Genomic DNA, 14,475 nt, shown 5'->3' with positions numbered 1-14,475 from the left:
CCTCTATTTTACCAGACTAATGCTTTGTAGCACAAACCCCTTTCTTGATCCAGGCTCATTTATTCCTGGTCCAACAGATATCTGCAAACCTTCTATTTTTGATAAGTCCAAAGGATTATTTAGAGGACTTTCAAAATAATAATTGATAAATCCTGGGTAAGGTCTTGGTAGATTGACCATAGGTACATGGCTTAGCTCATTTATAGAAAGCGTGTATTCCTTTTGGCCTGAGGTGATCGTGATGATGCCGCCATATGTTTCTCCGGTGGTGGAGATAAGGGCTATCTGCACAGGAACATCCTCCTCATATAAAGTCTCTGCTTCTATTCTTATTTTGGTCATTAGCTCGAGATCTGGTATTCTCCCTTTCATTTTGTTGCCTATATAGACGCGCATGGAATAATCTCTGGTCACATCGTCCTGATGTTGGTAGGAGGGAAGAGTGTCTAAATCTACCTTTAAGTCAGCAGCTCCTGCCTGCTCGGAAGGGACCAGTCTTACGCCACGGTTCCATGTTTTCATCAGATAATCAAAATCGGCGAGGGGTTCGAAAAGGTGAATAGGCGAGTCTTTTCTTACGATTATCGTGCGGTATTTTTCCTCTGCATAAAAATCCCAGTCGGATGGCTGTCTTGCTATGTCACTTGGAAAAGTTCGTGTGGTTTCTTTTCCTTCCACTACGATATGATAGTCCATAAAACCTTCCCTGACAAGTTTTGAAGAAATCGTAGCTTCATATTCATAGCCATGCTTTCTTACAGCAGGGATTTTGGTCCGGCCGATGGCTATCGATACCTTTTCTGGCCACTCTTTGCTGATTACCTGAAAGCTGACTGTCAGATCCTTTTCTTCCACGGCTACGTTTTGGGGTTCATTTAGAACATAGAATCTGTCTAAAGTGGATTTAGGAGCTACAAATTCATTCAATCTTATATTCCTTATTTTTTTGTCATTGGACCATGCATCTGTTTGCTGTCCATTTTTATTCAAAATGTAGACCCCCGGCTTTATGGTGAACTTATTACCTTCGGCTTTTGGCCCGTGGTCATTCCCTTCATTGATTGCTCTGATCACAAAATTCTGCTCGAGATCGGGTAGCTTGATACTCATCTCTTGCTCCCTATAATTTACCACCGCGACTTCCTTATCCGGACTGACCTGACCAAAAGGATCACTGATCCAGATGGCATCTGGCATCACTTCCAGTCGCCAAATGCCATTGTCCAGTTTGTCCAGAAAATAGGCACCCGTTCCGGAGTATTCTACCAGAGGTGAATTCCCATACCCGGCTATTTCTTTGAGATTAGAGGTTTTCTTGGGATTGGACCGGGTATGGTTGGTATAATAGAATTTTTCTTCTGTATTGTATTCAGCCAGGTCCTTTTCATAGGATAGTTGGAAGTTTTCAAATGAGGCGTTTTGTGGATACTTTCCATATTCTTTATACAGCGGCATATCATGAAATACGGCATGGGCGATTTTTAAACTCAATGCCTTCTGAGGAGTATAGGCCAGGTTCATATAATGAGTGCCATATTCGGTATTGATATGGGCCATAAATAGGGGGTCGTAGGAAAATTGGGCCGCCAGCTGCATGCCTGCCGTCCTGAAGCTCCGTGCCATGGCGGGATATATATAAGAGGCACCTATATCGGCAGGATCAAATTCATATACGATCTTGGCCATAGACGGGAAATCCGGATGGTCAGCAAAAGGGATATTATAGACATCAACCTGCGGAAGGAAATTACCTTTAAGTTCGTGCATGGCCATCAGGTTGGTAGGGTACCATTGGAAAGTCAAGCCTTGGATGTCCGCATTGAAAAATCCCTGTTTCAGGGGAACGCTCTGGGTGATATTGTAAAATATCTGCTTTTTGGTACCGGTGCTGCGAAGCGCTTCCACCATTGAATTGATAAAGAGGGTTACATCATCTTCAGTCCCGGGATGGTGCGGTTCGTTGCTTATTTCTAAAGCGATGATGTCAGGATCATTTTTATAGGCTATACCGGTATAAGGGTTGACGTGTTCTACAAATTGGGCCAGGTAGTTTTGTTGTGCTTTAATTGCATCAGGATGTATAAGGCTTCCATCCTTTCCATATTTATGCGCAAATCCAGGCGTTTTTACATCTGGTTCCGGCCAGCCTCCACCCCAATAGGCTATTGGGGTGATGATAAACTTCATACCCCTTTCTTTCATTTTATGGATGGTATAGTCAAATAGATGAAGCCTATCATTATTAATAAGATTGCCTAATGTATCACTGATTTCGGTGTCCCATACGTGTATACGGTACAGGTCCAATCCCAACCTGGCAAAATGGTATACATCTTCGTCAATGGCTTTTTCTTTGTCTATCCCCATCCTTTCGGCCATAGTAAATGCATGGGCAAAAGGTGCGGTATAATTGATTCCAAATCCTTTGACTTCTTTCTCATTTTCAGCCCATCGCATGATACCTTTACCATCAATGAATACCCCATCTTTATCCTGGCCAAAACCATATGGGGCAATAAATAAAAGATTGAATATGAATGCGGTCGGGATTAACAGTAATTTTTTATATTGCATATGCTTTTTTTAAGGTTCACGGTAATGGAGCGTGAAAAATTAGGTCAATTAAGATGGTTAGTAATTTGACTGCAAAATACTAGGAATATACCAATTCAGATACCTTTTTTAAAATGAAATAGCGTGATCGAAGGTTTAATAACATGAGTAGGTTCATATTGAAAGCGCATATTGCTTTAAAAAACACCATGAATAGTCATGATCATCCCATTCATTATAGCCGTGTATGAATCAGGATATAAAGAATTGCATTCATAACCTAACTACCTATTCTAAACACTGTATTATATATCGTCTGTTTAGCTTTTTATGGATCATGTATATTAAACTATTGCATAAAAACTTTTTTCACTAGAGCATTGATGAGTTGTTTTAAATAAATATTATGATTTATTTTAATGTCACTTCTGCTATCATAGGGGGTGATCAATCTTAATGCTCCCGAAGCATATTTGGGACATACTATCCTGATCTTTGTTACGGGATAATCAATTGTCATTGAAGTACAATTAATAAACGGGTGGAAAAATTTAAGCTATTTAATTTAGTAGTATTGTTATTTATAGTATGTTCTTGTGCGAGAAATCCAGTGACGGGAAAATTGAATTTCGTCACTATTTCCGAAAAACAGGAAATTGCTATGGGTCAGGAATATGACCCTCAGATTGTTGCCATGTACGGTCTGTATGAGGATGAGATATTACAGGATTTTATAGATTTGAAAGGTCAAGAAATGGCTGCTATATCCCATCGCCCGCATCTGGCCTACGAGTTTAAGATAATGGATTCCCCTATACTAAATGCCTTTGCGGTACCAGGTGGATATGTATATTTTACCAGGGGTATAATGGCTCATTTCAATAATGAGGCAGAATTTGCCGGAGTGTTGGGACATGAAATAGGTCATATTACTGCCCGTCACTCTGTAAGGCAGCAGAGTAAATCTGTTTTGGCTCAGTTGGGAATGCTGGTAGGTCTTATAGCGGTGCCGGAGTTGGGCCAGTTTTTAGATCCCGCCAGTCAGGCATTGGAGTTATTGTTTCTAAAGTATGGCAGGGATGCTGAAAGAGAATCTGATAGGCTGGGAGTGGAATATTCATCAACCATAGGATATGATGCCCGTGAAATGGCTGGTTTTTTTCGAACTTTAGAAAGACAGCGGGTGAGTAGTGGGAGGGACCCCTTGCCTGATTTTCTTTCTACACACCCTTCCCCCACAGATAGGAATAAGGATGTGGCGGCGCTAGCAGGGGAATGGCAATCACGGTTAAATTTAAACGAACCAAAAGTAAATAGAAATGAATACCTGAAAAAAATAGAAGGGCTGATATATGGAGAGGATCCTAAACAAGGGTTCGTGGAAAACAGTGTATTTTATCATCCTGAACTCAAATTCAATTTTCCGGTGCCCAAAGACTGGACCCTTCAGAATACTCCTCAGCAGGTGCAGATGGCTCCTAAAGAAGGAAATGCTTTGCTGATGCTCACATTAGCCACTGGCAAAACCACCAAGGAAGCCGCAGAACAGGTGGCAAGCCAATATGCATTACAAGTGACTGCATCCGAAGCCCGAACAGTAAATGGACTCAATGCTATCCGGGTAATGGCAGATCAGAAAGAACAGCAAAATCCTCTACGGGTACTGTATTATATCATCCAGCAGGAAGCCAATATGTACCTCATGTTAGGGGCTGCCCCATTAAACAATTTCCCAAACTTTGAGGTAGTTTTTGAACAGTCAATGACTGGCTTTGCACCCCTTACTGACGCGGAAAAGTTGAACAGGCAGCCAGAACGTATTGTTTTAAAAGCTAATTCCATTCAACAGGCTTTTGGTGAGTTCTTAAAATCCAATCAGGTCCCTGCCATCAGATGGGAGGAGTTGGGTATATTAAACGGCTTGAAAAGTGAAGATATAATAGAAAAAGGTACTTTAATCAAATTAGTGGAGTAATAGTGGAAATTCTACTTATTTTGACCAGATTCATTTCTTAAATAATTTTATAATAGGTCTGAATGTGGCCATATATCTGCTATATGATTAGCTATATAACCTTTATTTCACCGTTTGTCAATTTCATATTTTTTAAATAATTTTTTATCACGGGCTTACTTCAGGTTTTAATTTTATCAAGTAAATTTAAGGAAACATTATATTTGGTATCTTATGATTTATTAGATTTTTAATTGTTTCGAGTTAAATTTTTTGTTTCTACATAATATTTTTAGGCTGCCTTGGCCCAATTTCAATATTACAATCGTGGCTATCCTTGTCTTTTTCTGCTATTGATCTGGCCAGATATAGGCCTCGGAAATTGAAATAACATGGTATTAATAGCAAAAAATAAAGAATTTGTTATTATGAATGATTTCTACAGGATATTTTTCTTTATTATATAATTATTAAATGTCTTTTTATTACTAATTTTATGTTATCTTTAAAAACCAAACCACAACTTTGAACCTATAACACTATACGATGAGTAAAATTTTGATCATAGATGAAGAATTGTCCACCTGTAATTTATTGGATAGGTTTCTGTCTAAGAATGGGTATGAAGTAAAAGTATGCACTCAAGGAAAAACAGGGCTGAGTATTCTCAAAGAAGAATATTTTGATTTGGTGATTTGTGATTACCGCCTTGGAGATTTAAATGGCGGAGATATATTAGAAGAAATCAAAACCTCTTCTCCCCATGCCCAAGTGATTTTTATGACAGCATATGCCAATATACGCATAGCTGTGGAGCTGGTAAAAAGCGGTGCGTTTCATTATTTAGAGAAGCCTTTAAATCCGGATGAACTGCTCAATGTGGTAGAAAGGGCTTTAGGTTACAAGGATCAGGAAAAGCCTGTAAGAAAAACCACCTTTGTAGAATTATCCAAGCCGCAGCACCAACAGGAATATGTAATAGGTAGATGTGAAGCATCTAAGAAAATGATTAATCACGTGCAACTAGTGGGTCCGACAAATTATACAGTGATCATAGAAGGTGAGACGGGTACGGGTAAAGAATCCCTTGCCCGCTTTATTCATCAGGAAAGTCACCGTAAAAACAAGCCTTTTATGGCGATAGACTGTGGCAGTCTATCTAAAGAAATAGCCGCCAGTGAATTGTTTGGTCATGAAAAAGGTGCTTTCACAGGGGCTACTACTGCAAAGGCAGGAGTGTTTGAACTTGCTGAAGGCGGTACTGTCTTTTTAGATGAAATTGCTAATTTACCTTTAGATATACAGATAGCTTTATTAAGGGCTCTTCAGGAAAAGGTGATCCGAAGGGTGGGGAGCCTTAAAGAAATACCGGTAGATGTAAGGATCATAGTAGCGACTAACGAAGATCTTTTCAATAAATCCGGTGGGAGTCAGTTTAGAGAAGATCTCTATTATAGGTTAAATGAGTTTACATTAAGGGTGCCACCTCTTAGGGAAAGAAATCAAGATCTTTCTTTATTTGTCGATTTCTTTTTGGATAAGACCAGTGAAGAGCTGCATAAAGAAAAGCCGGTAGTATCTGAGGAGGTGTATGAATATTTCAAGAGGTATTCTTGGCCAGGCAATATCCGGGAGTTGAGAAATGTAATCCGAAGAGCATGTCTGCTGACCAATGGTGAAGGAGTAATACGTAAAGAATCCCTGCCGCGCCACTTCATGCAATCCCTACAAGAGTTAGGCAGTACAGTGGAAAGTTTTCTGGAACATGCGGAAGATGAGGGTTTAGAACAGGATCTAAAGTCTACTGCCAAAATAGCGGAAAGCAAAAGGATAATGGAAGTGCTCAAGGAAGTGCATTATAATAAAACCAAAGCTGCGGAGATTTTAAATATTAACAGAAAGACATTGTATAGTAAATTGAGAATGTTAAATATAGAATATTAACAAAATATAAATTAAAATTAGGATAATTTATATTTTAATTATAACTTAACGATAATAATTAAGGTTGTTTGATCTTTTAGAGTAAATAATTTTAATATAAACAGTTAAAAGCCTCTATTATTTAAAAATTGGAATAATTTTGGGTAACAATTTTTTATAACATTAATAAACAAAAGCATGGAAAAGCTGATGCAAAGACCACTTGATAATAAAGCCGAGAACGGCGCACGTAAAGAATTTGACAACAATAGAAAGAAAAGAAGCCGGTTCACGAAAAAGTCTGAAGTTACGGTTCATCAATGGACTTTCAGTACTCAAGTAAAATAAACATTGAATGTCACAAGAAACTTCAAAACCCGGACAAACTCAGGAAAGCCAACCCGGAGATCAGTATCAAATGGAGCCGCAGCCAAAATCTGAACCTTCATCAGGTACATATAAGAAGCTGGCGGGAAAAGTAGCATTGATAACCGGGGGAGACAGTGGTATTGGAAGGGCTGTAGCTATAGCTTTTGCCGAACAGGGCGCAGATATGGTCATCGCTTATTTGGAAGAAGATAAAGATGCAGAAGAGACCAGGTCCATGGTGGAGAAACATGGTCAAAAAGCTGTGGTTATAAAAGGAGACGTCAGCCAGAGCAGGCACTGTCAGGAAATAGTGGATAAAGCTATAGCTTCATTTGGGAAACTTGATATCGTGGTAAATAATGCTGCCCAGCAGTATCCACAGGATAACTTAGAGGATATTACGGAAGAGCAGCTGACCAAAACGTTTTCTACTAACATATATTCCTACTTTTTTATCACAAAAGCTGCATTGGCCCATTTAAAAAAGGGAGCCTCTATTATCAATACATCTTCGGTGACGGCTTACCGTGGGAGTCATCATCTGTTGGATTATGCAGCTACCAAAGGTGCCATTGTTTCATTTACCAGATCCCTTTCCGCAAATCTTGCTCCTAAAGGTATCCGGGTAAACGGAGTGGCCCCGGGGCCCATTTGGACCCCGCTTATTCCAGCTACATTTTCTAAAGAGCATGTGGATGAATTCGGTACCAATGTGCCTTTAGGGAGACCTGGAGAGCCTGCTGAAGTGGCACCAAGTTATGTGTTTTTGGCTTCAGAAGATTCAAGTTACATGACAGGACAGTTTCTTCATCCTAATGGTGGTGAGATCATAAATACATAAAAAACATTAACTAAAGAAGCATATAAAAGCTTTAGTAATATATAAAGGTTGATTTATTATAAAAATGATATGAGATATAAAGAGCTTAATCCCCTGCTGATATTTAGAGCCATGGCTATTCATTCTCTAAATACCAAAATGAACAGCGAAGATCCGGATCCAACTGACAAAAGACCTCAGAGGGAAGAACATAAAAAAGATGAGGCTGTAGAGGAATATATCAGTGATGATCCCAATGAAAAACCGGAACCTCAGCCCAAGGATCCTAAAGAAGAGGAAATGGGAAGAAGTGATAAAGCTAAAAAGCAACCTTCAGATGAAAGGGATAGGTATATGGATCAATAAATATAATATTTAATTCATGCCTGATCATATCAATAAAGAGAAGATTGCTTTAAAAGAAGTTACCAGGATTTTAGGTCAGTATCCATTGGAGCCCTATGAGGAAGGACCTGTTTTAATGGTAAGTGCGGGTATACATGGTAATGAGCCGAGTGGGTTACTTGCACTTGAACGGGTATTCCAGGTTTTGGATAATTCCGGTATTGCCTGTAAAGGACAGATCATCGGAATAGCAGGAAATGTCAGGGCATTAAGGGAGAATGTGAGGCTCATTGACAAAGACCTGAACAGAGTATGTACATTAGAAAATGAAAAAGCAATCATAGATGGCAATTCGCCCGAGTTTCATGAAGCAAAAGAGTTTGAAGCTTTAATGGCAGTAAAGGATCAAAAGCTAAAAAATCAGTTTTTCACTGAATTGCTGTTCATGGATCTTCATACTACTTCTTCGGAAACCACCCCATTTATAAGTGTCAATAAACGGGAAAACAATTATGATTTAGCACTCCAGTTTCCTTTACCTGTGGTAAAAGGGATTGAAAAGTATATTCCAGGCCATTTTGATCATTATTTGACACTAAAGGGCCATAGAGGGTTTACGGTAGAAGCTGGAGCACATTTATCCGTTAAATCCATAGATTACCACGAGGCCATGATTTGGCTGATGTTAAAGGTATCAGGAATGATTCAAGAAGCCGATATACCTAATTATCATTATTACCTGAATTTACTGGAAGAGACATTTGGAGGAGAAAGTGGGTATGAGGTAGTATATAGGCACGCAATAGAAGAAAAGGATGAATTTCAAATGAAACCTGGATTTAAAAATTTTTCTGCTATTGCCAAAGGCGACATTTTGGCTACAGCTAAAGGACTGGAAGTTATATCTGAAATAGACGGAAGAATTTATATGCCGCTCTATCAGGCCCAGGGCAGTGATGGCTTTTTTATAGTGAAAGAATGTTGAGGGATTATATATAGGCACAAAAGGACAGGAAATGTATCCTGCCCTTTTGTTTTTTTTTAGGTATATATCCTTCTATAGATCAAGGGTAGCCAGATATTTGTTGGGCAATTTTCCTAAATAATATGATTGGTATTCAAATTTCTTTTCAATTGATTCGATAATAGCACAAGCAAACTTTTCTTTTTCTAATCTCTCTATACTCACTATTCCTCCGGGGCTGTCCAGGTTAAGTTCCATGATTTTGTCCCCTACAATATCAATTCCGGCCATAAACATGCCGTCCTGTATCAACTTAGGAGCTACTATTTTGCAGAGTTTCCGTATAGTGTCATTCATATGAGCCTTTATAGGTTTCCCTCCAGCGTGAATATTGCTCCTGATATCATCTTTTTGGTTTACCCGGTGCATTGCAGCTGGTTTGCCTTTTACTGATAGGATTTTCCCGTTTAAAAGTATTACCCTAATATCCCCATCTTTCGCGGCTGGAAGATATTCTTGTGCTATGACATGTCCATATCGGTTAATAGATTCTACAATTTGGTTAATATTTGTAGAATTATCTATCAAAAATACATCCTTGCCTCCAGATCCATGCAGTGGTTTTACAATGATTTTCTCACCTTCTTTTTTGTAAAATTCTTTTATTTCGTTGGCATTGCGGGTAATGATCGTTCTCGGCCTCACTTCTTCCGGAAAATGCTGGAAGTAGAGCTTATTAAAGGCTGTCATCAAACTATAAGGGTCATTAATGACCAGTACACCTCTTTCTACCGCTATCTGGCCAAATACCATTCCTGCTGTCTGTGCCCAGGCCCTTTCTCCCATATCTTCGCTGGGATTATTTCTCATGAAAATTACATCAAGTTCCTTAGTGGAAACGAGGATTTTTTCTACCTCTTTACTTTGTATATGTTTGAGGTAATTATCTAAATTTCTGAATTTAGAATTGCTGATTTTTATAGCCATGGCGCCCATATGACCATCTTCCATGTAATTTAATTCACCTACCCCGGTTATATACACTTCATGGCCTTTTTGGACGGCAGTGGAAGTAAGAAGCGTGGTGTCATACCAGGATTCCTCAGTCGCTATGTCATTTACTACAAATGCTATTTTCATGTTAGTGGTTGTTGGTGTTTGATGATAAAAAATTTTTTTTAAGATATTAATGTAAGGAGTGATACGCCATCTTTTATACGTTCCAGTCGTTCCAAAGCTTTCTCATCCAATAAAAAGCGGGGAAATAGAGGGGAAGGCTTTAATATGCCCCTCAGCTTTAATTCTTCCATTAAGGGAACATGCTTCAGGGCTATTTTTCCTACAAAAAGCGGCTCTAATTCTCCTCCTTCTTTCAGGTAATCGATCAGCTGGATCAATCCCCTTAAATAGATTATGTCTTTAGTACATCCGCCACCTTGATGGATGCGAGCAGTTACCTGAAATGCAGACTCTATGTCGAGGTTATAAGTCTGGGTTAATTCGTGGAAAGTTTCTTCAAAGTTAAATCCTTCAGTAAGTGTATGTCCTGCGACGACTCTCGCTGCCAATAACCTAAGCCGGTCTCCGGTAAGACCGCCTACCAGATATTCTGCCAGTACAGCAATGCCTTCCTGCAGTTCTTCATAATCAGCAAACCCTGTGCTTAATTGCTTAAAGGGCTGTGCCTTACCGTTAAAAAATGTAAGTACATGAGTTCCTATTTCGTGATGGACCAGTGCATCCACACGATTTTCCGGCACTTTAAAACTTTCTCCTATGTATAACTGTCCTTTTGAGACCAGCATCCCTACGATATCATGCTTTATCTCTACACGTGAATCCATTTCAGGATAAAATTTCTTGTAATACTCTATTTCTTCCTGACATTTGGCAGCCAGCTCATAACAATCTACCCATCGTGCGGCGGAGTTGTCTTCAGCGGGGATTTCTTTTAATAAAAACTTAGCCGTTTCGTACAGGTCCTTATCTACACTACTGTATAGCCTGATGCTACTGAACATGAAATTTCTAGTTCCTCTTTCTTTCAGCATCGTGATCTGCTTTTCTATTTCTTCCCTCTTGTCTGTAAAAAGAAAGGCAAGTGTAGGATCATCTATACTTCTTATATCTATTTTAAATAAACTTTCTTTTAAATGATCAGGATCTATGGGCAATAATCGGTACAAAAATTTTGGGTTGGTGGTATATTGGTTTTTTTTAAACTGTGTCTTTGCTTCCATGGTATTGATGGGAGATATCAACAGTAGAAACTGATATTGATCCTGGATCTCTGCTAACTGTTTGTCTATCTCATAAGCTTTTGGGCTGATAGAGGTACTTCCCAATACATTATAGTTACTGATGTCAAAAGAGGTCTGAACCCTGATAAATTCATAGATAGATTTTCTCAGTACTTTAGAAAAATGGGTCTTAAAATCCCTAAACAAGAGATAGTAAAATTCATTGTTTTCTTTGTTGAGGAAAAAAGGAGGTATTTCTAAGCCCAGCAGAAATGCACCGACTTCCTGGCATTGCTCTATAGTAAGAATGGGCTCAAGTTTTGAAGGGTATCTTAAGGATGTCTGTTCAATTTTAACATCTAAACGTCGCTGAGATGCACAGAAATTTTTAAGGCCATCTGCTAAAGTGTCCACCGTAGCAGGTGCTTTTGTTTTTGGGGTTTTGATTTTAAAAGTATTACTGCCTTCATCACCCATCCAGATCTCCATTACCATTATGGCACCAAAAGTTTTTGATAGTCTTTTAGACAAAAGTCTTATCACTTGTCCTATATCTCCTGTATGGTCCTCTTCTTCAGTAGTGATAATATAGGAAGATTCGCCTAATACCAGCCTTACAATTCGTTTGTCATTCGGGCGTGGATTCCGAAAAATCAATAAAAAAGGAAGCCTTCTTTCAATTTTAATTTTTGAATTGTCCTTAATATTTATGTTTAGGTGTGCACCAGTATCTAAAGAGTCCTCTATTAAACTGTTTATGTTATCCATAGTCTGTTTATGCTAATTCATAATAATCATAAGATACAAAAAAATCCAAGGTTATAGCCCATGATATTTACTGAGAATAATGCTTGGGGATTGTGGCATTAGGTAAACATGATGGGAATGAAATTATATGGCAGATGAAAAAGGGAAGGAAAAAAATGAGAGAACCAAGAAAAGATTCCCGGGTTCTCTCATTATTAATCATTTCATTGGTTTTTGTTTTTCTTTTTAAGCAGATATACAACAAAGAATATCAGAACAATTACCGGGAAAATGATATACAGTATGATATCAAAAGTTGAATTAATAGTAAGTGGGCCTGTATCGGATGGCAGATCTCTAGGGACCTGAGCAAACAATTGGGCAGAAAATAAACATAATGTAGTAATAAGGGTCACTTTTAAGAATTTGATTTTGTTTATCAAGTGGTTTTTCATAATAAAAATTTGATTAAGTGATATTGGCCAATGATATCATGCCATTGGGCTTTTTTAATATTCGATGTATTTATCAATAAATATACCATATAGTTATTTATAAATCAAAGAAAGGCAATAATCTTCCATATTAATAAAAATAATTATTTTATAAATGTGAAAAATTATATTATCAGGCTTTTGGCATAGAGTTTGAACTCTTGATTCTAAAAAATTACAATTAACCACTAGCTTACAAGCCTAATAATCAACGATCCTTATGAAAAAGAAATTAATCTATTTTGCAGCCATACCTTTAATGATGATGATGGGTGCGTGTGATAATCAAACAGGTACTACCGGTGAAGGCACCAACCAAAGAGATGGAGAAGCTGTACTGGAAGATACTTCCAGAAGAACAGACCTGAATCGGGATAGAAACCTGGACAGAGACCGAGATGGTGCCACCCCCGGTACCACTATGAGGGATGTGGAGCGTGAGCGTATCGAAAGTAATGATGTACCTCAGGATATCAGAACTAGGATAGACAATGACGCATCTCTTCAAAACAGAGAAGTAACAGAAACAAACAGGTATACCCGTGATGGAATTACATATTACGAAATGACGCTTCGGGATAATCAAGGTCAGACTTCTACAGTCACTTATGACCAGCATGGTAACAGAGCAGGTCAATAACAGTGGCAGATCCAATGTCATTGGATCATACAAGATAGGTATATAACCTTTGATATTTATTAACCACAAAGTAAACCAAAACAACTATTTTATTATGAAAAAATTAATGTTAATATGCGCGTTTGGAGTATTTGGACTGACAGCTGTAAATGCTCAGCAAACTACTCCGCAACAGCAACAACAAAGAACACAGACGCAACAGGAAGGAACTAGGGTTGCACCTGAAAATCTACCACAACCGGTGCGGGACGCTATATCGAAGCACAGAGACGATAAGGATGCCCGGGTGGTATCAGCTAACCAAAAGACAAAGGATGGTAAACTTATGTATGAGTTGACATTCCAAAAGGATGATAAGACCTATTCCAAAAAGTATGATGCTCAAGGAAAAGAGATCGACAAAGATAAGAAAGACGATTAACTGCTGATAATGGAGATCAGGGGGGGCAGCACCAGCTACTCTCCTGATTTTGTCTATATTTTACCAGATAGGAATATTCAATCATCAATTTGATTTCCTGGCCATGCCTTATCTCAAATAAACGGATTATGAAATATTGGATTTTAATCTTCTTTTTTAACCTTATTTTGGGGGTATCAGCAATAGCTCAGCAAGATACAATATCCCGTATCCAACAAGTGACAAGAATTGCTCCCCAGTTACTCCCGCAATCAATAAGGGATGCTATTGAAAATGACCATAATGACAAGCAAGCTGAATTGACTTCAGCAGAGGAGATTTCGCAAAATGGGCAGCTATTATATAGGGTTAACTTTATAAAAGATGACGAACCTTATTCTATTACGTATGATATAAATGGACAGAATATTAATAAAAAAAAAATTCTCCCTTTGTGGAGCAGCTATCACTAACACCATAACAATTTAAATTTAAACTAAACCTAATACTATGAAAAAGACATTCTTAATATTTGCCATGGGAGCCATGGGCCTAACAGTCGTCAATGCTCAACAACAACCAAGAACTGGGCAGATGGATCGCAGTCAGCAGGAAATTACCAATCAATTGTCCGATGGAATGCAGTTAGCAGATCTTTCAGATGAGATGAAGGATAAGATCGATAAAATGATCGATGAAAAAGATGCTCAACTAGTTAAAATAGACAGGTCAGATGCGGAAGGTTATGAACTTACCTTTAGAAATGGAGACAGGGCTTGGAAACAGAAATTTGACACCGATGGCAAAACCAAAGGTGATGAAACCCGAATAGAAAACGAACCAAGATCAGGACAATCGGATAATCAGATGAGCCAACGTACCCGTACAGGTGGAACCACCGCAGGAACGACTACAGGTAGTACTACAGGTGGTGGTACGACTGCAGGTACTACGGGCGGAACGACAGCAGGTACAACTGGCGGAACTACTGGTACTACTACAGGTGGGACAACTGCCGGAACTACA

The 14,475-nt window shown here is 38.6% G+C and carries 13 protein-coding genes; 10 read left to right on the top strand and 3 right to left on the bottom strand.

Annotated features, from left to right (window positions below; translation table 11 throughout):
• Window positions 1-3 precede the first annotated feature (3 nt).
• Entirely contained in the window at window positions 4-2,574 is a 2,571-nt protein-coding gene (locus EL17_RS02935; RefSeq protein ID WP_051719775.1) for a cellulase family glycosylhydrolase, read from the bottom strand.
• 520 nt (window positions 2,575-3,094) lie between these two features.
• Here EL17_RS02935 and EL17_RS02930 point away from each other — a divergent pair.
• The 6 genes from EL17_RS02930 to EL17_RS02910 all read left to right on the top strand — a co-directional run bounded on the left by EL17_RS02930 (window position 3,095) and on the right by EL17_RS02910 (window position 8,949).
• Window positions 3,095-4,528 (top strand): M48 family metalloprotease, encoded by a 1,434-nt coding sequence (locus EL17_RS02930; protein ID WP_035069905.1) that lies wholly within the window; start codon window positions 3,095-3,097, stop codon window positions 4,526-4,528.
• Between the two features lie 525 nt (window positions 4,529-5,053).
• Window positions 5,054-6,451 carry a sigma-54-dependent transcriptional regulator gene (locus EL17_RS02925; RefSeq protein ID WP_035069903.1) on the top strand — a complete coding sequence of 466 codons (1,398 nt, stop codon included), beginning with the start codon at window positions 5,054-5,056 and terminating at the stop codon, window positions 6,449-6,451.
• Between the two features lie 189 nt (window positions 6,452-6,640).
• Window positions 6,641-6,778, top strand: a complete 138-nt coding sequence (locus tag EL17_RS23850) for a hypothetical protein (RefSeq protein WP_205623527.1) — start codon at window positions 6,641-6,643, stop codon at window positions 6,776-6,778.
• 7 nt (window positions 6,779-6,785) lie between these two features.
• Window positions 6,786-7,640, top strand: a complete 855-nt coding sequence (locus tag EL17_RS02920) for an SDR family oxidoreductase (RefSeq protein ID WP_035069901.1) — start codon at window positions 6,786-6,788, stop codon at window positions 7,638-7,640.
• 69 nt (window positions 7,641-7,709) lie between these two features.
• Window positions 7,710-7,985 (top strand): hypothetical protein, encoded by a 276-nt coding sequence (locus tag EL17_RS02915; RefSeq protein WP_035069899.1) that lies wholly within the window; start codon window positions 7,710-7,712, stop codon window positions 7,983-7,985.
• 16 nt (window positions 7,986-8,001) lie between these two features.
• On the top strand, window positions 8,002-8,949 hold the full coding sequence (locus EL17_RS02910) for a succinylglutamate desuccinylase/aspartoacylase family protein (protein WP_035069898.1): 948 nt from the start codon (window positions 8,002-8,004) through the stop codon (window positions 8,947-8,949).
• A 72-nt stretch (window positions 8,950-9,021) separates the two neighbouring features.
• On the opposite strand, the gene EL17_RS02905 is transcribed toward EL17_RS02910, so the two are convergent.
• On the bottom strand, window positions 9,022-10,068 hold the full coding sequence (locus tag EL17_RS02905) for a glutathione synthetase (protein WP_035069896.1): 1,047 nt from the start codon (window positions 10,066-10,068) through the stop codon (window positions 9,022-9,024).
• A 38-nt stretch (window positions 10,069-10,106) separates the two neighbouring features.
• Window positions 10,107-11,936, bottom strand: coding sequence for a flavohemoglobin expression-modulating QEGLA motif protein (locus tag EL17_RS02900; protein WP_035069894.1), 1,830 nt, complete (start codon window positions 11,934-11,936; stop codon window positions 10,107-10,109).
• Window positions 11,937-12,629: 693 nt separating this feature from the next.
• Between EL17_RS02900 and EL17_RS02890 the strand changes: the two genes are divergently transcribed.
• The 4 genes from EL17_RS02890 to EL17_RS22495 form a co-directional block, all read left to right on the top strand.
• A complete protein-coding gene (locus EL17_RS02890; protein WP_035069891.1) occupies window positions 12,630-13,049 on the top strand; it encodes a hypothetical protein in 420 nt (139 codons plus the stop codon).
• 94 nt (window positions 13,050-13,143) lie between these two features.
• Window positions 13,144-13,470 (top strand): hypothetical protein, encoded by a 327-nt coding sequence (locus EL17_RS02885; protein WP_035069889.1) that lies wholly within the window; start codon window positions 13,144-13,146, stop codon window positions 13,468-13,470.
• Window positions 13,471-13,598: 128 nt separating this feature from the next.
• Window positions 13,599-13,922 carry a hypothetical protein gene (locus EL17_RS02880; RefSeq protein ID WP_035069886.1) on the top strand — a complete coding sequence of 108 codons (324 nt, stop codon included), beginning with the start codon at window positions 13,599-13,601 and terminating at the stop codon, window positions 13,920-13,922.
• Between the two features lie 37 nt (window positions 13,923-13,959).
• Window positions 13,960-14,475, top strand: a 516-nt coding sequence (locus EL17_RS22495) for a hypothetical protein (protein ID WP_205623526.1), incomplete at its 3' end; no start/stop codon positions are given.

The organism is Anditalea andensis (assembly GCF_000714815.1).
GTDB classification, from domain to species: domain Bacteria; phylum Bacteroidota; class Bacteroidia; order Cytophagales; family Cyclobacteriaceae; genus Anditalea; species Anditalea andensis.
Note: the sequence above shows the minus strand (reverse complement) of the source record. Positions and strands in the feature narration are given on the sequence as shown.

Coding starts and splice junctions, on each gene's coding strand:
- EL17_RS02935 (WP_051719775.1), bottom strand. CDS start 2,574: ATGCAATATAAAAAATTACTGTTAATCCCGACCGCATTCATATTCAAT.
- EL17_RS02925 (WP_035069903.1), top strand. CDS start 5,054: ATGAGTAAAATTTTGATCATAGATGAAGAATTGTCCACCTGTAATTTA.
- EL17_RS23850 (WP_205623527.1), top strand. CDS start 6,641: ATGCAAAGACCACTTGATAATAAAGCCGAGAACGGCGCACGTAAAGAA.
- EL17_RS02920 (WP_035069901.1), top strand. CDS start 6,786: ATGTCACAAGAAACTTCAAAACCCGGACAAACTCAGGAAAGCCAACCC.
- EL17_RS02915 (WP_035069899.1), top strand. CDS start 7,710: ATGAGATATAAAGAGCTTAATCCCCTGCTGATATTTAGAGCCATGGCT.
- EL17_RS02910 (WP_035069898.1), top strand. CDS start 8,002: ATGCCTGATCATATCAATAAAGAGAAGATTGCTTTAAAAGAAGTTACC.
- EL17_RS02905 (WP_035069896.1), bottom strand. CDS start 10,068: ATGAAAATAGCATTTGTAGTAAATGACATAGCGACTGAGGAATCCTGG.
- EL17_RS02900 (WP_035069894.1), bottom strand. CDS start 11,936: ATGGATAACATAAACAGTTTAATAGAGGACTCTTTAGATACTGGTGCA.
- EL17_RS02890 (WP_035069891.1), top strand. CDS start 12,630: ATGAAAAAGAAATTAATCTATTTTGCAGCCATACCTTTAATGATGATG.
- EL17_RS02885 (WP_035069889.1), top strand. CDS start 13,144: ATGAAAAAATTAATGTTAATATGCGCGTTTGGAGTATTTGGACTGACA.
- EL17_RS02880 (WP_035069886.1), top strand. CDS start 13,599: ATGAAATATTGGATTTTAATCTTCTTTTTTAACCTTATTTTGGGGGTA.